11 protein-coding genes are annotated in these 20,362 nt (G+C 51.4%); 1 reads left to right on the top strand and 10 read right to left on the bottom strand.

The window, feature by feature from the left end:
* Positions 1-8: 8 nt before the first annotated feature.
* The 6 genes from E5354_RS04485 to E5354_RS04460 all read right to left on the bottom strand — a co-directional run bounded on the left by E5354_RS04485 (position 9) and on the right by E5354_RS04460 (position 13,570).
* Positions 9-1,787 carry a RagB/SusD family nutrient uptake outer membrane protein gene (locus tag E5354_RS04485; protein ID WP_210433132.1) on the bottom strand — a complete coding sequence of 593 codons (1,779 nt, stop codon included), beginning with the start codon at positions 1,785-1,787 and terminating at the stop codon, positions 9-11.
* Positions 1,788-1,800: 13 nt separating this feature from the next.
* Entirely contained in the window at positions 1,801-4,659 is a 2,859-nt protein-coding gene (locus E5354_RS04480; protein WP_135946567.1) for a SusC/RagA family TonB-linked outer membrane protein, read from the bottom strand.
* A 36-nt stretch (positions 4,660-4,695) separates the two neighbouring features.
* On the bottom strand, positions 4,696-6,630 hold the full coding sequence (locus E5354_RS04475; RefSeq protein WP_135946566.1) for a RagB/SusD family nutrient uptake outer membrane protein: 1,935 nt from the start codon (positions 6,628-6,630) through the stop codon (positions 4,696-4,698).
* Between the two features lie 16 nt (positions 6,631-6,646).
* Complete coding sequence (locus E5354_RS04470) at positions 6,647-9,781, bottom strand: SusC/RagA family TonB-linked outer membrane protein (RefSeq protein ID WP_135946565.1); 3,135 nt, start codon at positions 9,779-9,781, stop codon at positions 6,647-6,649.
* Positions 9,782-9,928: 147 nt separating this feature from the next.
* A complete protein-coding gene (locus E5354_RS04465; RefSeq protein ID WP_135946564.1) occupies positions 9,929-11,650 on the bottom strand; it encodes a glycoside hydrolase family 43 protein in 1,722 nt (573 codons plus the stop codon).
* Positions 11,651-11,941: 291 nt separating this feature from the next.
* On the bottom strand, positions 11,942-13,570 hold the full coding sequence (locus E5354_RS04460; RefSeq protein WP_135946563.1) for a glycoside hydrolase 43 family protein: 1,629 nt from the start codon (positions 13,568-13,570) through the stop codon (positions 11,942-11,944).
* A gap of 380 nt (positions 13,571-13,950) precedes the next feature.
* Here E5354_RS04460 and E5354_RS04455 point away from each other — a divergent pair, with 380 nt between their 5' ends.
* Positions 13,951-15,330: a glycoside hydrolase family 43 protein gene (locus E5354_RS04455; protein ID WP_246863739.1), complete on the top strand. Its 1,380-nt coding sequence runs from the start codon at positions 13,951-13,953 to the stop codon at positions 15,328-15,330.
* 77 nt (positions 15,331-15,407) lie between these two features.
* On the opposite strand, the gene E5354_RS04450 is transcribed toward E5354_RS04455, so the two are convergent.
* Genes E5354_RS04450 through E5354_RS04435 form a run of 4 tightly spaced genes read right to left on the bottom strand, consistent with a single transcriptional unit; the run spans position 15,408 to position 20,344 of the window.
* Entirely contained in the window at positions 15,408-16,220 is an 813-nt protein-coding gene (locus E5354_RS04450) for an SDR family oxidoreductase (protein ID WP_123395299.1), read from the bottom strand.
* A 16-nt stretch (positions 16,221-16,236) separates the two neighbouring features.
* Positions 16,237-17,418, bottom strand: coding sequence for a mannonate dehydratase (gene uxuA / locus E5354_RS04445; RefSeq protein WP_123395298.1), 1,182 nt, complete (start codon positions 17,416-17,418; stop codon positions 16,237-16,239).
* A 6-nt stretch (positions 17,419-17,424) separates the two neighbouring features.
* The gene (uxaC, locus tag E5354_RS04440; protein ID WP_123395297.1) at positions 17,425-18,837 is read right to left on the bottom strand and encodes a glucuronate isomerase; all 1,413 of its coding nucleotides are present in this window, start codon (positions 18,835-18,837) and stop codon (positions 17,425-17,427) included.
* Positions 18,838-18,859: 22 nt separating this feature from the next.
* Entirely contained in the window at positions 18,860-20,344 is a 1,485-nt protein-coding gene (locus E5354_RS04435; RefSeq protein ID WP_210433131.1) for an MFS transporter, read from the bottom strand.
* Between the last annotated feature and the right edge of the window lie 18 nt (positions 20,345-20,362).

Genomic DNA, 20,362 nt, shown 5'->3' with positions numbered 1-20,362 from the left:
AGTGAATATTACCAACCCTGATTCTGCTCAAGGTTGCTGAACTTCAATACATCGTTGTAGGGCAGCGGACCGTAGATCATGTAGTCGCTGTACTTACGCGGCTCTACCTCAATGTAGTCGTAGGTGTTGCCCTTGATGCTTACACCCTTGGCTGTTTCGGTGAGAGGAGCGTTCCAGCGTCGAAGATCCCAGAAGCGGATGTTCTCGAAGCAGAGTTCAAGACGGCGCTCGTTGCGGATGAGGTCACGCATGGCTTCCTTGCTTGCCTTAGCCGATTCCAGATAGGGGTCGGAACCGCCTACACCAAGACCTGCACGCTTGCGGATAGCCTTGATGACATCATAGGCGCTGTAACCGTTGGAGCCACCGTCTGTAGTGGGACCCCAAGCCTCGTTGGCTGCCTCGGCGTAAGCGAGGAAGATTTCGGTGTAGCGGATGCGCTTAACATAGTGACGCTTGTAGAGGAGCGACGACTGGTTGGGGTTGACATCGCTACGGCAGTGCTTGCGCATGTAGTAACCGGTACGGGTTGAGTAACCGGCTTCCTTGTTGATACCGTCGTTGTTGGTGGTATTGTCGGCCGAAGTGTTGATGACATCGCCATTCACACCCTGAGTTGCGCCATTGTAGGTGATGTACTCGCTAAGACGCGGGTCACGGTTGGCATAGGGGTTGGCGGGGTCATAGGCACTGTGAACGTCGTTGATGGGATAGCCGTTGGCCATGGGGAATGCATCGACGAGGTTCTGAGTGGGGTTAACGCGGCCCTTACCGTAGAGGCTCGGGGGGAAGTTGTCGGTTTCAACCGAGCAGTTGTCCTCGTAACCGCCACGCCAGATGATTTCGGGATGGTTTTCCGAAGCACCGAGAGTAGCATCCTCTTCGGCGGTGAACCATACATGACCCTTCTGAGGCATACCGCTCACACCGCCTATGCTTTTAAGCGATTCAGCGGCCCATTTAGCTGCTTCCTCCCAGCTCACACCTGAACCGGGGTTGAATGCGGGACTTGCTGCAAGGAGAGCTGCCTGGGCGCGGATGGCCTTGGCGATACGGCCCGACATACGGCACCAAACGGGAGCACCGAACACGCGGTTGTAAGCGTCGTTCTTAACACCCAGTGAGGCGTACTTGGCGGGAACCTGCGAGTCGTTGGCGATGTTTACATAGTCAAGGGGAAGGAGCTCCTCGGCCATCTTTACATCATCGAAAATCTGCTGCATACACTCGGCAAAAGTGTTACGGGGAACATTCATGTCGGTAGTAGCGGTGAAAGAAGATGTCCAGATGGGCACACCCATGAGCTCGCCCGATGCGGTCTTGCCTCCATAGTTCTGAAGGAGGAAGTAGAGGTTGAGCGCACGGAGTCCGTAGGCCTCACCCATAACGCGGTCGATGAACATCTGGTTGACATTCTCGTCGACAGCCCAGGTCACCTTGTCGGCATTCTCAAGGAATGTGTTGAGGTGCTGGATAGAGGCGTTACGGTCGCGCCAGTTGTCGTTGGAGAGTCCGGTCTGAGAAGTCCAGGCACCTCCGGCAATCGTACGCCATCCGTTGGCATTGTCGTTGGAAACGGCATCGTCAGTGGCCACGTCGTTAACCGAACCATTGCTGTAAGGCATGAGGATGTAGGCGTCGCCAAGAATACCGTCGGCATAGGTCGGCTCGTTGTACATCGAGTTAACATCCTTGATGTTCTCGATTGCCGGGTCAAACAAGTCGTCGCATGAAGCCAGCGATACTGTAACGGCCGATAATAATATGAGTTTCGATATATTTTTCATATTGGACATAACATTAGAATATTACTTTAGCTCCCAAGTTGTAGAAACGCGACTGAGGTGCGCTGCCGACATTCATTTCAAGAATCTTGCGGTTCTTGCCAATTGTCAGGAGGTCGCTTCCGCTAACGTAAACCTGAAGACCCTTAACGATGGGGCCGGTAAACATACGCGACGGGAAGTCGTAGGTGAGCTGAACTTTAGCAAGGCTGAAACGATCGGTGCTGTACATCCAGAAGTCGGAAGCAACGAAGTTGTTGGCACCGTTGGTCGTGGTCAGACGAGGATAGGTTGCGGTAGCTGCAGTTTCGGGAGTCCAGCGATTGCGGACTTCAGCCGAGTACTTGCGGTCGCCGTGTACCCACCAGTAGCTGTAACTGTTGTTATCGTCAATTCGAGTGTCGCCCTTCATAGCGTAGCTGCCGAAGCGGCCGATACCCATCATGAAGAGTGAGAAGCCCTTGTACTGAGCGGTGATGTTGATACCCATGGTGAAGGGGTTGCCATACCATCCGCCCTTGCCGAGGAACACCTGGTCCTTGCTGTCGATGACACCGTCGTCGTTCATGTCGACATACTTCAGGTCACCGGGCTGGATGTTTGATCCACCGAGAGCTGACTGGTCGGCCCAACCCTTGATTTCGTCTTCAGAGTTGAAGAAGCCTGCACAGCGATATCCCCAGATTCCGTCAAGAGCTTTGCCCTCGCGGTTCTGATAAGCGTCGGCGTTCAACTCGTCGCGCTTGGTGGCCTTGGTGTCGTAGTAAGTTCCGTTTACACCTGCGATAAGGTTTACTTCACCTATCTGCTTGTTGATCTTCACACCGAAGTCAAAGCCCACGCGACGGTTGTTGTTGAAGTTCAACCAGGGCACGAGTGACGACTCGGGATAGTAGGTCGAGAAGTAGGAGGGGAACTTGGTCGAGTTGTTGATGAGAAGACCCTCGTTGTTGATAACGAAGAATGAACCCTCAAGACCGAGCAAGTTGTTGAAGAACTGACCGCGCAGGTTAACCGAAAATTCCTTACGCTTGATGAATGTAAGGTCCTCATTGGCACCACGCTGAGGATAGGTGGCTGCATAACCGCCGGCTGCCCAGCTGAACCATCCGCCCTGAGTGTAGTTGGCCGAGTACATGTAGAAGTTGGAGATGTCGAGGTCGGTGTGGAGAATGCCACCCGAAACGCTGAGCATCAATTCGTTGACTACCTGTGAATCCTTGAGGAAGTCCTCATTGGAGATGCGCCATCCGATAGTACCGGTGGGCGACCATGCCTGACGGTGGCCGGGAGCCAGCTTGGCTGAGTGGATGCCCGAGATGCCGAAGTCGGCATAGTAGCGACGGTCGTAGTTGTAGTCAACCTCGAAACCGATGTTGGCCGAGCTTGTGCGGTGATACTGACCGGCGGTAGTGCGCTGCCAGCCCGAAACCACTGCAAGGGCGTGTACATTGTGTACATCGGCAAATGTGCGGTTGTAGTCGAAGTTACCCGAGAAGTGGATCACCTGACGGCTGGTAGAGTTGCTTACCGACTGAGAACCGGTGTGCTTGTCAAGACCTTCCTGAGTGAGGCCTACAATCTCTTCCTTACCGTTGATGTTGCCCCACACGGGAACGAATACTGCGTAAGTGTCCTTATAAGCGGTGTTGTAAGTAGTAGCGTAGTCGACAGCAAACTGAGTGTGGAACGTAAGACCCTTCACAAGAGGATTGAGGTCGAGGTTCACACCTGCGTCAAACTGGAACTGACGGCTTGTAAACTTGGTGTAACCGGCGATATCATAGTCGGCGAAGATGTTGGTCTTGTCGATTGAAGTACCGGCGGGGAACATGCCGTTGCGAATGTTCAAGCTATTGTTGATAAGGTCAAGAGCGCCGGTGACATTGGGGTTGATGAAATCAACGGGAATCCAGGGAGTCACACGGTTGGGACGCATCATGGCAGCCTGCTGCCAGTAATTGCCGTGACCGCTGCGTGAGCCGTAGAAGGTGGCCGATGCATCAACGTAGGCGCTAACGACCTTGCTGATGTTGACATCGACATTACCGCGAACGCTGAAGCGGTCGGTGTAGTTCTTCTTGGCTTCGCCGAAGTCGAGGTAGTCGCCCTGACGGAAGTAGTTGATGTTGGTGTAGAAGCGGGCGCGCTCGTTACCGCCGTAGATTTCAGCGTCGGCATCGGTGCGGTTGTACACCTTCTTCAGATACTCGTCGGAGTAGAAGTTGACATCGGAGTAACGGTAGGGATTGGTCTTGGCTGCGGTGTGGTAGATAACCTCGTCGCTGTAAAGATTGCTCAATCCGTCGTTACGGCGTGCCTCGTTATAGAGAGTCATGTATTCGGCCGAACCGAGATATTCGGGATAAGCCTTAGCCACATGCCATCCGGTATTGGCGCGAACCGACACCGTGAGGGGACCTTCCTTACCGCGCTTGGTTGTGATAAGGATCACACCCTTTGCGGCACGGCTACCGTAGAGCACAACTGCCTGGGCGCCCTTGAGGAAAGAGATAGACTTTATTTCATCGGAAGGGATGTTGTTCATGTCACGGGGAACACCGTCAACCAACACGAGATAACCACCGTCGTTGTCGCCGTCCATACCCCAAATAGAATTACCGTTCCATCCTGAAATGTAACCTTCAAGATTCTGAGGCTCGTAGGTATAATTGGTTTTCTGCAGGTCTTCCATGTCAAGCACCGACACTCCGCCAAGCAGCTCGTTCTTGTCGACCTTTCGGAAAGCTACTTGTACCAGGTCGTCGGCTTTGACGCTGTCAACCCGTTCTTCCGACTCGGCAGCCGTGACGCTGAGCGATGCGCCTACGATTCCGATGATTGCCGGAAAAAGTATTGTATTTCTTGATATCATATTTGACTGTGATGTATAGTTACTAATATTTGCCTACTATTCCCATCCAGGATTCTGTACAAATCCATCAAAGATGTATGTGTCGTCACGCATGAGGGGGAACCAATAGTGCTTGGCTGAGAAATCGCGGGTAAGGATAACCTCCTGGTGATACTCGGCGACGCGGGCGTCGCGGGGGTCGTTGTCCTTGAAGAAGCTCTCGTCCTCAACACGGATGAACTCGGCCGAAGTCTTAACGGTGTACTTGGGCTCGGTGAGGAGCAGCCAGCGCTGGAGGTCGTTGAAGCGGTGTCCCTCGAAGGCGAGCTCTACGGCACGTTCGCGGCGAACTTCATCCATATAGGCGTTGCCGGTGAATTTGGTGCTTACATGTCCTGCGCCTACGCGGTCGCGGAGCTTGTTAAGAGCATCGATAGAGGTGAGCGAGCACTTGTCGGACTTGCCGGCGGGGCCGCCCTTGACTGCACAAGCCTCAGCATACATCAAATATATATCGGCAAGACGCATATAGGGGATATAAGCGTGGGGGTTGGGACCGTAGTCGTCGGCTGAACCCTGGTCGATCTTCTGGCAAGTGTGGGGCACGAGCTTCTGATAGAAGTAGCCGGTGCGTGACGCATTGCTGACTGCACGCATCGAACCGCCAGTAGCAAGGCCTGCATACTTCATGGCAGCATCGGCACCCGGGTCACCGTTGATGTACTGAACGCCGTCAAAGATGATGTCGTGATAGAAGCGCGGGTCGCGTCCCTTGAAAGGATAGTTGGGGTCGTAGCCCGAGTCGGGATCGTCGAGGGGCAGACCGTTCTCCATACCGTAGTACTCAACATAGTTGGCAGTGGGCTGGTGGATCTTGTTATCCTGAGCACAGAGTGCGTTGGGGCCGAATGTACGAGAGTAGTTGTAACGGGTGAATGACCAACCGGTAGAAGGACCGCGGAAGATAGCTTCGGTGCTACCGGGCTGCAACCAAGCCTGACCTGTGGTGAAGAAGAGGTCGCTGTAGCAGTTGGTAGCGGTCTTTGACTTCTTGTGGTTGTAGATGTCGTCGTAATCGAAAGATACGAGAGCATACTGGGTAGAACCCGATTCAACCATCTGGAGAACTTCGCCGAGAGCGTCGGCAGCCTTTGAAGCGTAGCCTGCATCGTAGTCATAGGTGCGGGCACCGCCTGTCTGAGCGCCATGCTGCATCAAGGGGCTTGCAGCCCAGAGGTAGTTCTTGCCAAGATAGCAGAGAGCGGTGATCTTGTTGATGCGGAGTTCGTTGTGGCCCATGGTCTTCTTACCGGCGGTAGTCTTGTCCCAGTCAACGGGAAGCAGGCTGGCAGCACGGCTGAAGTCCTCGGCAACCTTATCGGCGCACTCAAGATAGCTAAGACGCTCGAGCTGAGGAGTTTCAGAAGCTGAAAATTCCTGGTCAACATAAGGCAGACCACCGAGCCACTTCATCATTTCGAAGTGCCACCAAGCACGGAAGAAGTAGAGCTGACCGAGAATGAGGTCGTGCTCTTCCTTTGTACCGGTGAAGTAGTCCTCAAAAGTGTTGAGAGCCTTGTTAACCTTGGCGATACAATACCATGCGTGAGCGTAGATACCGTGATCAAATGGGCTGTTGGAGCGCGGGTTACCGCCGAAAGCCTTGTTTCCGAAGTAGAAACCGCCACTACCCTGCCAAGCATAGTAGTTACCTATGTCGACCTGATGAAGCATCATGTCATCGGCCTGAGGATTCTGGATCTCATCATCGCCGAGATTCCACGATGTGGTCCAGTCGCATTGTGCAATGTTGGGGATACAGTTGTAGATTTCCTCTACGTAACCCTGAGCATTTTGAAAATTCTTAAACGGAGTCTCCGGGCTGACATTGGAGTCAGGGTCCTTGTCGAGGTAGTCCTCGCAGGAGCTGAATCCGCACATCATGGTGAGAGCCGCACCTAAGGTCAAAAATGACTTATATATTGTTTTCATATAGTTATTCTATTTTTTATAGACTGAACCTAACACCAAAGTTGAAACGACGCATGGTAGGATAAGCACCAGAGCCTGAACCTCCGGAGAAGTTTGATTCACGGTCGTCGGGCATACGTGACCATACCCAAAGGTTGTTACCGTTGAGGTAGAGCTTCATGTAGGAAAGACCGAGTTTCTTAATCCATCCGTTGGTGAAAGTATAAGCAAGTTCCACGTTCTTAAGACGGATGTAAGAACCGTCATAGAGATACTGTGTACCGTTGGAGTAACCGCTGACGGTAGAGTACCAACGAGGTATCAGGATGTCGCCTGTACCGGTTTCACCGCTCCACCAGTCACCGATGTTGTAAACGTTGTCGATGTGGTTGCCGAAGCTTACGAGGCTAACCTCACGAGTAACGTTGGTAACGCCGTAGAACTGAGCGAAGCAGCTGAATCCCTTCCACTCAAAGCCGATAGTGGCGTTGTAGGTGTTCTGGGGAGTGCCTGAATATCCGTAGGGAACAGAGTCCTTGTTGTCAACGACACCGTCACCGTTGAAGTCGACGATATAGTAGTCGCCGGGGAGGCGTGAAGCGTCGTTCACATCATGAGAGGGACTACCGTAGATGTCGTCAAACGAGTAGAGGAATCCCTTGTCAAGATAAGAGTGAGTCTGACCGATCACATATCCGGCCTGCTTCTGGTAAGCGGGCTTGAGTGCGGGGTCGTCACGGTCGATAATCTTGTTGGCAGCATGAGTCATGCTCAAGTTAGCCCATACACGCATGTTGCGGTTGATGTTCTTAGAGAAGCGAACTTCAACTTCAAAACCCTTTGACTCAGCCTTACCGAGGTTGGCGGTGGGAGGAGTCTGACCGAAGTAAGAGGGCATCGCACGGTCGTTACCGTTAATCAAGATGCCGTCACGCTTGTCCTTGAATATTTCGACTGAACCTGCAAACATGTTGTTGAGGAATGCATAGTCGATACCGAGGTTGAACTTCTTAACCTTTTCCCAACCTGCATCGGGGTTACCGAGCTTAGAGAGGTAGTAGAATGTGTACATTGAACGGTTGTCATAGCCGGTGATGTCCATAGAGGTGTTACCACCTGTGCCCCACTCGTCCATGTAGAGATAACGGCCACCCGAGTCGTCACCGATTTCACCGTAAGATGCACGAATCTTAAGTTCTTCCCACCAGTCGCGGAGGCCTTCCCAGAACTTTTCCTGAGAAACACGCCAACCGATAGCGCCTGAGTTGAAGAAACCGAAACGCTTGCCCTTCTTGAACTTCTCGGAACCGTTGTAAGCACCGTTGTACTCAACGAAGTAACGGTCGGCGAAGTTGTAGGTTGCACGGAACACCCAGTCCTCACGATACATAGGTATCATTGAACCGACAGCTGTTTCCTGACGGGTCCAAACACCGGTCAAGCCTACATTGTGAACGCCAAACTCGCGGTTCCAGTTGAGCTGGAGCTGATAGTTGAGGTTACGAAGAGTGTTGCCGTCGGAAACGCTACCTGCCTGAGTCGACCACTTTGAACCGGGGAGGTAGTCAAACTGGCTTGTAGTTTCAGTGGGGTTCTTCTTTGTAACGGCACCGGTAGCGGGGTCGATCCACTTGTACTGGGGACCGTTGTAGAGGTCGGATACACCACGACCTTGTTCACGGAACTGGTTGTCCCAAGAAATCATACCGCGGAAGTTCAAGCCCTTGGTGATGAAGTCGAGGTTCTGCTCGAGAACGAAGTCAGTGTTGATGCGGGTTGCAGTTGTCTTGAAGGCACCACCGTTGGCAAGAAGGTCGGCAGAGTTGGTAACCTGCGACGAGAATGCGGGGTAGTAACCGTAGGAACCGTCGGCGTAAACGGGACGGAACACGTTAGGTGCAATGTTGTAGGCACCTGCCCATACCTGAACGTCGTTCCAGTTGCTCTGGTTGAAGCCTGAACCGTCGTTAGGCCAAGTAGAACGCTTCTGACCGTTAGAACCTGACAAGTTCACCTTGAAAACAGTAGTCTTAGTGAGCTGGAAGTCGAGGTTAGAACGGGCGTTGATACGATTGTAACCGAAACCTGTTTCGTAACCGCGATGGTTGTCGAAGTTGCGGAAAAGGTCACCTTCATGAACAAAGTCGATAGCGGCGAAGTACTTCACGAAGCGAGTACCACCACTGATAGAAACCGCACCGTTGTAAGCCATTGCGTAATCCTTGAACAGGTAGTCCTGCCAGTCAACGTTGGGGTAACGCTCAAACTCTTCGAGGTTGGCGGGGTTGCGGTACTTCAACAATGTTTCATAAGGAGTCATGTAGCTCCAAGAGCTGGGCATAAGACCGAGTTCGTGAACAACGGCCTTGTTACGAGCTGCAAGAGCATCGAAAGAGTCAAACTTGTTAGGGAGCTTTGAAGCCGACTTCAATGTAGCGGTGAAGCTAACATCGATTTTGGCGCGTCCCTCTTCACCACGCTTGGTGGTGATAAGGATAACACCATTGGCACCCTTCACACCGTAAACGGCGGTTGCCGATGCATCCTTAAGAACTGAGATTGATTTTACAGAACCTACATCGACACTGTTCATGTCACGCTCGATACCGTCGACGAGCACGAGGGGGTCGCTGTTGTTCCAAGAGCTGGCACCACGAATGGTGATCTTAGCGCTTTCTTCACCGGGCATACCCGAGCTCTGCATTGTAACAACGCCGGGGAGGTTACCGGTAAGAGCAGCACTGATGTCATGAATACCGGCAGCACGTTCGAGGACTTCACCTGTTGTCTGAGTGATTGCACCCACAACTGAGGCTTTCTTCTGCTGACCGTAACCAACCACAACGACTTCTTCGAGCTGTTCGGCGTTGGTTTGAAGAGTGACATCTACAGTTGAGCGTCCGTTAACCTTGATTTCCTGAGGTAAATATCCTACATAAGATACTTTCAAGACAGCCGTCTTGAGGTCGGGCACTTGCAACGAGTAGTTGCCGTCAATGTCGGAGGCTGTAGCTGCGCTACCGCCTTTTAGAGCGATTGTGGCACCTATCAAAGGTTCGCCTGTATCGTCTACCACAGTTCCTCTTACCGTATCGGCATAGACTGAAGCAGTCCCTGCGATGAAGAGTAGGAGAAACGAAATGCATCGAAATATTTTCTTTACATTTTCCATTGTTATTAGTTTAAATCAAATAATTACTTTTTTCATTAGGTTGCGTCGTGATTTCTCGATTGGAGCAAATAGCGACATGGTGTAAGGTTAAATTTTCTCTCTCTCTGATAGTTTTTATTGGTTTTTTAGGTTAATTAATTAGGTTATTTATTTCTTATTGGTCGCGTAAGGGCCTACGGTAGTACCTGTGAAACCTCCGGCGTTGGCCGTCGAGGTGTATTGGGCGTCGATTCCGGTGGCAAGTGTCTGCCACTTTGCACCGTTGTCGGTCGAATAGTAGAAATCGAGTGTTTTACCCTGCGACACCACCTTCAGGTCGAGCACCGAGATAGAGTCGTTGAGCTGCTCCTTGGCAAGCTCTTCACCTTCTTTGCCGTCGATTTTATGGAGGAGCACGCATCCGCCTTTTGCGTCACGGCCGCGGGCAAGAAGGAACTGATGATTCTCGTCCTTGAACACGAGCAGGCCGGCGCACTGGTTTTCATTGCCGGCGTTGAATATCAGTCGGGTTGCGGCCTCATATTTGTGATGCTGCACACGGCGTCCTATATAAGGTATAGCCACCTTCTCCGACGAGTTGATGTCGGCACAGTTGATAGTCAGGTAACCGGGGTTGGATGTGAGTGAGTAAAGGTCGGCGGCAGGCGTGCGCAACGTCATCCACTGGAGGCCGAGGGTATCAGCGTCAAAGTCATCGACATCGGTGAAATTACCGAATGTCACATTCTCTTCGCGCTTCACGCCGGGACGGTTGAGCACCATAGGCACCACCTCTTCGCCGCGTGTCATGTAGGGCCATCCGTCATCGGTCCACTTCACGGGCATCATGAATGTTTCGCGTCCGAGGTTCTCGAATCGACCGTCGAGCGGACGGCAAGCGAGAAACACGGCCCACCAGTCGCCCTCCTTTGTTTGTACGAGATCGGCATGTCCGGCACAAGTAATCGGCTCGGGACGGCTGTTGTCAAGTGTACGCTGGGTAAGTATGGGATTTTCCTGCCAGGGTTCAAACGGACCGAAAGGCGACTTACCGCGATATATAACTTCGCTGTGCCAGTCACCTGTTCCGCCTTCGGCAGTCATAAGATAATATGTTCCGTCTATATTATATATGTGTGGGCCTTCGCACCAGATGGGCTTGTCCTGGGGACGCCATCCTTTATTGACGATGATTTTGCGTTCGCCCACGCACTTGTCGGTTGCGGGATCAAACTCGACGATGCGCACTGTGCGGTGTCCCGAATACTCGGGCTTTCCATCGGGGGCGTCGTCATTGTTGACGATGTAACCCTTTCCGTCCTTGTCAAAGAAGAATGAGGGGTCGATGCCCTGCACCTCGGGAACGTAGATGGGATCGCTCCATTCGCCGAAGGGATCCTGTGTCTTTACAAAGAAGTTGCCGGCTCCTACATTGGTGGTAATCATGTAGTAGGTCTTGTTGGCCGGATTATAGCTAAGCGCGGGAGCGAAGATTCCGCCGCTCACGTGCTGTCCGTTCATGTTGACAAGTTGCGATTCACGTGTAAGCACATGTCCTATCTGCTTCCAGTTGACAAGGTCACGGCTGTGAAACAGGGGAACACCGGGGAAATAGGTGAACGTGGATGTTGCAAGAAAATAATCGCCATCGCCATTGGTGCATATCGTAGGATCGGAATACCATCCGGGCAGGATGGGATTATAGAATGAGCCATCATCGGGCAATGTATTCTGTGCATAAAAATCGTCCATTCCCTTGTAGGAGAATGAATCGAAAAGAGCTAACGATTCTTGAGGAGCTACTGCGGCAGCTTTCTCCGAGCTGCTTGCACAAGATTGTGTCAACAGGGCCAGAGCGGCAAAAAACGTTAAGGTTAAATAAAACTTCATATATGGTACACAGTTTTTACGATTTAATGTTAAGAAAGATTATACAAATTTAGATATATAGGTGTTAACCGATATGTTACGTTATTTCATTTTTCTTTACGCACGTTACATCGCGCTTCAATTTTGTAACAGACTTCTTTATCTACGTAACATCATCATTGACACACAGTGCTTTAACTAAAAAGTAATGAATGGGGTTGCCGAGGCCGGCAACCCCTCACTACCAAACATGTGTGTGCCACATTAGTATTACCCAAAACTAAATCGAATTATCTTTTTTACCATAGGTTACTATTTTGTATCATTTTTAGATAACGAGTGTGCGTCATCGGACAATCGCTCGTAGTTGAAATAATCAACATCGACATATCCGCCTTTTTCGCGAGTCGCATAGTTGTAGATTGCGAATCGAGTGCCCATGAAGAGTCGTTGGTAATCAAATCGCATTTTGAAGTCGCTGCCGATATTGGTCCATGACTTGCCGTCGGTGCTGTAGGCAAATCGGGCAATGTCACGCCCCGGACGGAAATCGGCATTTATTCGCAGCATCACTACCGGAGAGTTCAGTGCCACACGCTGAATCTCCTCATTGTCCACACCAAGTACATTTTTGGTGCGTCGTTCCATATTAACGACATTGGTGTGCATGACCAGTTCGGTCTTACCATTGCTCTTTTCAATCGACAGCAGGCCCGAGTGTCCGTTGAAAGCTCCGAATCCGGCAACATCGCCATCCTTCATGTGCGATACATCTATTTTGACTATGCCGTTGCATTCAGGGCCTTCCATTCGCTGGCTTATGGTGTTGGGTGCGTTATATAGATTATCTACAACACGCGAAGTCGTCAGCCTCAAGTGTCCGGGACGGTCGGTGAGCGACCATGCTTCATTGACGGGACAATGGTTCCACTGCCAGTTTATATTGAGCTTGTCGGAGTTGAAGTCATCACTTGTCACAATCTTTTTGTCGGGGCATCCTGCTACGGGGCGTTCCATTACGGCAGGAATCTTTCCGTTTTCATCGCCGAGTATAGGCCAACCGTCAATCCAGCGGCACGGCATCAAGGTGAGCACACGGCCCACACCTCCGCGGTCCTGAAATATCACTCCCCACCAGTTGCCCTTGGCGTCATCTACGATGGTACCTTGACCGGCATAGGGGAATCCGCCGAATTCCGACTGAAGAATCACCTTCTTCTCATAGGGGCCTGTGATTTTGTCGGCACGATAGCACACCTGACGGCGGGGCTTTCCGTTGGGCCACGAAATCATGAGCAGATAGTATTTGCCGTTAAGCTTCAATGCACGGCTGCCTTCGAGCAATCCGGTTTCGGTGGAGTCACGTTCAAATATCACCATGTCCACGCCACCCTCCTTGACATCGCTCAAGTCAGGGTTGAGTTCGCGAAGGCTACCCGTTCCCGAGTAGACATATACCCTTCCGTCGTCGTCAAACAAAAGCGAAGAGTCATGGAAGTGCGGAGTACGGCTCACGAGCTCCCACTTTCCGGCAGGATCGGTTGTACTATATATATAGGAGCGATAGGGCTGATCGTTAGGCGAGAAAAGCACATAGAAGCGTCCGTCATGATACTTCAGCGAAGTGGCCCATTGACCGCGGCCGTATACATTTCCGTCGATAAGGCGATAGCGCGAATTATCATCAAGGGTATCAAATACATAGCTGATAACTTCCCAATTCACCAAATCCTTGGAACGCATAATAGGACAACCGGGCATAAGATGCATAGTCGTACTTACCATATAAAAATCATCACCAACCCTGATTACATCGGGGTCGGGAACATCGGCCCACAACATGGGATTGGCAAATGTCGACTTGTCGGCGACTTCGACGGCATTGCTTGTGATTGTTGCGGCTAACAAAAGGAATGTTAAGTTAATTAGTAGCTTTCGCATTACAATGTGTTAATTATGGTTTAAATTGCATGGCAAAATTAGCGACAGTCACCAACACGCCAAAACTATGATGATACACATATCTTTCCCCATGTAACCTCATGCAAAAGCATTGTAACAAATTTCTCTTGTTACGTAACTCCATGTATTTAAATCACTATGATATAACCATTTATTAGCGCATGATTATATTCTGCCAAATTCATTTCACCACCACAACTGATTGATTTATCCACTATCGCCGATACAATTATGCGCCATGATTGACATATTAATCTATCCAACGTAACATAAACAAAGATTTACGTTACGACATCATTTTCATGATGACGAATATAGTGTTATCTTTGTTTCAGTTAATTAACCTTAATAAACACCTGATGAATCTCAACAAGATACTTGCCGTCGCTGCGATGGCTGCCGTGGCTTCAATGTCAATGGCGAATAATCCGATCATACAGACCTCCTACACTCCCGACCCCGCACCCTACGTGCATAATGACACAGTCTACCTCTTTGTAGACCATGACGAAGACGATGCCCAATATTTCAAAATGAAGGATTGGCAGCTCTATACCTCTACCGACATGCTTAACTGGACCTACGAAGGAACCCCGATGTCCACGGTCACATTCAAGTGGGCCAAGCAGGGTGACAACGCGTGGGCGTCGCAAGCCATCGAGCGTGACGGAAAGTGGTATTGGTACATCTGCGCCGAAGACACCACAGTTCACCTTCACGGAATAGGAGTCGGAGTATCCGATACTCCCGAAGGCCCCTACATCGACCCGCTCGGCAAGCCGCTCGTTGCCGGAGGCTTCGGCTACATCGACCCCTCGGTATTTATCGACGATGACGGACAGGCTTACATATTCTGGGGCAACAACGGATTGTGGTATGCCAAGCTAAACCGCGACATGATATCGCTCGGAAGCGAAGTTATGCCGGTGAGCGGACTCGATGATCCCGAATGTTTCGGCCCTAAAGTAATGAAAATGGATTATCAGGCCGGAAAGCGCAAAATGAAGACAGGCTATGAGGAAGGCCCGTGGGTGTTCAAGCGCAACGGCATATATTATATTGTATATGCAGCCGGAGGCGTTCCCGAACACATGGCCTACTCTACCTCATCAAGCATAAACGGCCCGTGGAAATACCAAGGCCGAATAATGGACGAAACAAAAGGCAGCTTCACCATACATGGCGGAAGCATCGAAATCGGCGGCCGCAACTTCATGTTTTATCATGACGGGCTTCTTCCCAACGGCGGAGGATTCCGTCGCTCGACATCGATCGAGGAGTTTAACTGGGACGGCGACAAGATTCCTTTCATCCCGTTCACCAAAGAGGGCGTTACAAAGCCTCTGCGCAACTTCAATCCCTATCAGAAGGTATCGGCCCCCACAATGGCAGAAAGTTACGGCCTTAAGACCGACCGTAACGCCGGAAAGGACAACCACTACCTCACCTCCATCAACAACGGCGACTGGCTTAAGGTGCGTTCGGTCGACTTCGGCAACAATGTTCCTTCGGCCGTAACTGTAGAGGTGAGCGACGCGCAACGTAACGGCACTGTCGAATTCTACCTCGACAATCTCGAAGGCCGTCCCATCGCTAAAATCGAAGTCACCCCCGATAGCAAGGGTCAGCTCAAGTCACAAGTTAAAGGAAAGGCCACAGGTGTACACGACCTACTCATCCTGTTCCGAGGTGACGACGGCGAGCTGTTCAATTTTAAATCTTGGCAATTTTTGCACTGATTAGGTATATTGGAACGAAAGAACGGCAGCCTGCGTTGATGCAGACTGCCGTTTGTTTTTCATCCGATTGTATACGATTACATCGCAAAAGCGTTGAAACCGCCGTCGACCACGGCCACGGTTCCGGTTACAAACGATGCAGCGTCACTTATCAGATACTGAATCGTACCGCAAAGCTCTTCGGGCTTTCCGAAACGCTTGAAGGGAGTCTGACGGATGACATCGGCGCCGCGCTCGGTCAATGAGCCGTCGGGATTGGTGAGCAACGCACGGTTCTGATTGGTCAGGAAGAATCCCGGAGCAATCGCGTTTACTCGTATCGACGGAGTGAATTTTGTAGCCACTTCGTTGGCAAGGAATGCGGTGAAGTTGCTTATTCCGGCTTTAGCTGCAGCATATCCGAGCACACGTGTCATAGGACGGAATGCAGCCATTGACGAGAAGTTGACTATTGCGCCGCAACCTGCCTCAACCATCGGCTTAAGGAATATCTGAGTGGGGATTACAGTTCCTGTAAGATTTACATTAAGTACCTTCTGGAACTCCTCGACCTTTATGTCGAATATTGTGCCCGTGGGAGCGATAGTTGCGCCCGGCATGTTGCCTCCTGCCGCATTGAGAAGTGCGTCGACACGGCCATAGGCAGCAATGATGTCGTCGCAGTTCTTCTGCACCACTTCGGGATTCATTACATCCGTTACAAGGAACATTGCCTCACCTCCTTCGGCACGGATTTTATCGACTATGCGGTCGCCCTCTTCCTTACGACGACCCATCAGCACCACTTTAGCTCCCTGCTTTGCAAGGTATTCGCCTATGCAGGCGCCCAACACGCCCGTTCCGCCGGTGATTACCACCACGCGGTCCTTTACTGAAAACAATTCGTTCATATTTATGTCGTATTTTTTATATTTTACCTTCTTTAATGTCACGGTCGACTGTTGCGATAACACCCCCGACCTGTCCGAGGGCCAACATTCGTCCATGGAACGAGTATCCGGCATTATAGCCCATCTTCTCGTCGCCAAGCATCAGCGGAGCATGGTCAACGCGCATGGGAAGTTCGGGATTGGTCTTCTCGAATACTCTCACAAGCTCGATTATGTCGGCACGGCCGCCGAGATGCGGAGCCTCGCGGAAATCGCCGTTGGGAAGCACCGATGTGCTTCGCAGATGCACAAACCATGTGCGGTCGGCATATTTGCGGGCAAGCTCGGGAACGTTGTTATGAGCGCCTGCGCTCAGTGAGCCCGAACAGAATGTCAAGCCGTTATGCTTGTCGGGAACGGCATCAAGAAACCACTTGATGTCATCGTCGCAAGTCACTATGCGCGGAAGTCCGAGTATCTGCAACGGAGGATCGTCGGGATGCACACACATGTTGATGTCATATTCGTTGCACACCGGCATGATAGCCTCCAGGAAGTACTTCATGTTGGCACGTAACGCATCACGGTCGATTCCCTCATACAGCTTGAGGAGCTCCCTGAAAGTTGCCACAGGAGCTTCGTCATCCTCGCTTATGTTACCGTTGACAAATCCCTGAGTCTTTACGATGATGTTCTCCACAAGACGATGCTCGGCATCGGGCGTCATCACGGGACGAAGGTCCTCAACACGCGACAGCGTCACGGCATCGTAATCCTTCTCGGCATTCTCGCGTTTCAGGATGTATATGTCGAAGTAGGCAAATTCAGCTTTGTTGAAATATAGGTTGGATGTGCCGTCACCGTTGGGATACTCAAGGTCGGTACGCGCCCAGTCGAGTACGGGCATGAAGTTATAGCATATAGTCTTCACACCGGCCTTACCGAGATTGCGCAGGCTCTCCTTGTAGTTCTCAATCAGCTTATCGCGGTCGGGGCCGCCGTATTTTATAGATTCGCTCACCGGCAGACTTTCAACAACCGACCAGCGCAGTCCGTGACTCTCGATGTACTCCTTCATCTTGTTAACCTCGTCGAGGCTCCACACCTCGCCGTTGGCTATGTGATGCAACGATGTCACGATGCCCTCTACGCCTATCTGGCGCAACATGTCAAGCGTTATCTTATCCTTAGGGCCAAACCATCTCCAAGTTTTCTCCATATCGATTTAAAATTTAAAATATGACTTAGCGTTATAATAGCTTATATCCTCAACCATCTTCCCTATTCGTGTAAGCTCGCTCACCGGAATCTTGCCCTCCTCGATGTCACGCCCTATTAACGTACACACAATGCGTCGGAAATAATCGTGACGAGGATATGACACAAATGAACGGGAGTCGGTGAGCATTCCCACAAAGCGACTGAACAGGCTCTGCATCGACAGTGCATTGAGTTGCGCTTCCATGCCGAATCGGTTGTCGTTGAACCACCAGGCCGAACCCATCTGAATCTTTCCCGGCACCGAACCGTCCTGGAAATTACCGATCATGGCTGCCAGCCAAACGTTGTCGCTCGGATTGAGATTATATAAGATGCTCTTTGCAAGGCAATTGTCACGGTCGAGCGCATCAAGGAAGCGTGCTATAGCCTCCGTACAGTTGTAGCTGCCTATCGTGTCAAAGCCGGTGTCGGGGCCCAGTTTGCGGAACATTCGCGTATTAACGTTACGCATAGCACCGAAGTGGAACTGCTGCACCCAATCCTTCTCATGATTCATGCGACAAAGGTCGAGCAATATCGAGGTCTGCAGCTTGATTACTTCATCGGAGGCAAGCATCTGTCCGCTCATGACCTTGTCAAACAATGCCGAAGCTTCAGCCTCGCTGCACTCGGCCCACGGGAACTGCGACACTCCATGATCGGCAATGCGACATCCCTGCGAAGCAAAGAAATCGTGACGCACACGCAGCGCTTCCATCAGGTCGGCGTAAGATGTTATGTCGACATCGGCAGCCTTGCCAAGCGTCGCGATGTAGGCTCGATATGACTCAGGATCGGTCACGGCCATGGCCTTGTCGGGACGCCATGCCGGATATACCTTGACCTTGAACCCGCTCTCCCTTATCGCCTTGTGGTATTCAAGAGTATCCACGGGATCGTCGGTCGTACACACCACCTCTACATTGTAATGCTCCATAAGGCCGCGGGCGGTCATTCCCGGTCCGGCGAGTTTCTCGTTGCATATATCATAGATTCGGCGAGCCGACTGTGCATTCAGCGTGTCGGTAATCCCGAATGCGGTGCGCAGCTCCATGTGACTCCAGTGATAGAGCGGATTGCGCATAACGTAAGACACTGTTTCGGCCCATTTCTCAAACTTCTCCCAGTCGCTTGCATCACCTGTTATGTAACGCTCGTCGACACCGTTGGTGCGCATCGCACGCCACTTGTAGTGGTCGCCGCCAAGCCACAGCTCGGTAATTGTCGAAAATCGATGGTCCTCGGCTATCATTTTGGGCGACAGGTGGCAGTGATAGTCGATTATGGGCATATTGGCAGCATGCTCGCGATAGAGCCGCTTGGCTGTGTCGTTCTGGAGCATGAAGTCGGGATTCATAAATGGTAATTTAGGATTCATTGACGATGAATTTATTATTGATTTATCTCTTTTTTAACTCCACAAGCTTGTATCGGGGCACAAGAACTTTCATCACAATCCAGCTTACCAGATAAGCTACCGATGCAATCAGGAACACAATCATGTAACCGGCATTCTCACCCGAGAATCCGAGGAACTGCATGTCGGTATCGGTAGCGTACTTGAACAGCTTTCCGGCTCCGTAGTTGGATGTGAAGCTGCCAAGACCGCTGGCAAGACCCGCAGCGCCCGTTACCGTAGCGACAACCGATTTCGGAAACATGTCGCTGACAACATTGTAGACATTGGCGCTCCAGCTCTGATGAGCGGCGGCCATTATGCCTATTATGACTACCGGATACCACATCGACATCTGGCCGAGGGGCATCACAAGCATTCCGAGCAGCGGGAACAGTGCAAATATCAGCATGGCGTGCATGCGGCCCTTGTATGGATTTACACGATTGCGGTTGATAAAGAAAGTAGGCAGGTAACTGCCGCCCAACGAAAGCATCGAAATAAGATAAATGGTGAATATTGCGAGCATTCCCTCGGTTGAGTCGGTGGGATAACCGTAGACATTGCTGATGAATGCAGGGGCCCAGAACAACAGGAACCACCACACCGAGTCGGGAAGGAAACGGCCGAAAATCACCGCCCATGTCTGGCGGAAAGTAAAAGCCTGGAACACTCCAACCTCAGGCTCGCTGCACTTTGACGAAGCGTCACACTCGGGATTGTCCTCGCCTATGCCGTCCTGCTCGATATATGCAAGCTCGGCCTCATTGACACGGGGATTCTTGCGCGGCTCCTTGTAAGCAAACACCCACACGCCCATCCACACGAAGCCCAAGGCTCCGATGAGCAGAAACGCCATCTCCCATCCGTAGTGACGAGCTATCAAGGGGATGGTGAACGGAGCGAGCAATGCACCTATCTGTGAGCCTGAATTGAACACACCGGTAGCAAATCCGCGATCCTTCTTGGGGAAATACTCGGCGACGGCCTTGATCGAGCAAGGGAAGTTTCCGCTCTCTCCCACCGACAACACGCAACGTGCCACAAGAAACAGCCACACACTCACGGTGGTTATCATCATCGACACATTGGCCACCGACTGCAGCTCCATCAGGTGCTCGCGCGCTCCGGTGAACGACAGAATCCAGTCGCCCGACACTATGCCGTTGGTGAGCACGCCACAGAAGGCGTGAAGGCAAGCGCCGAATGACCATATTCCTATCGCCCACATATAACCGCGACGAGTGCCTATGTAGTCGATGAACTTGCCTACAAATAACATTCCCACGGCATAAACGAGCGAGAAACATCCGGTTATCAATCCGTAATCATCAGGTCCCCAGTTAAACTCGGGAGCGATGAAATTGACCCAGGTCAACGACAGCACCTGACGGTCGAGATAGTTGATGACCAATGCGAAAAACAGCATCGTACAAATAACCCAACGGTAATTTGTCATCTTGCCGCTTGTAGCTTGTATATTATTCATGATACTTATATTATGAGG

Origin of the sequence: Muribaculum sp. NM65_B17, assembly GCF_004793735.1 — a bacterium.
GTDB classification, from domain to species: Bacteria; Bacteroidota; Bacteroidia; order Bacteroidales; family Muribaculaceae; genus Muribaculum; species Muribaculum gordoncarteri.
The sequence above is the reverse complement of the archived record's forward strand: the minus strand, read 5'-3'. Positions and strand labels throughout refer to the sequence as shown.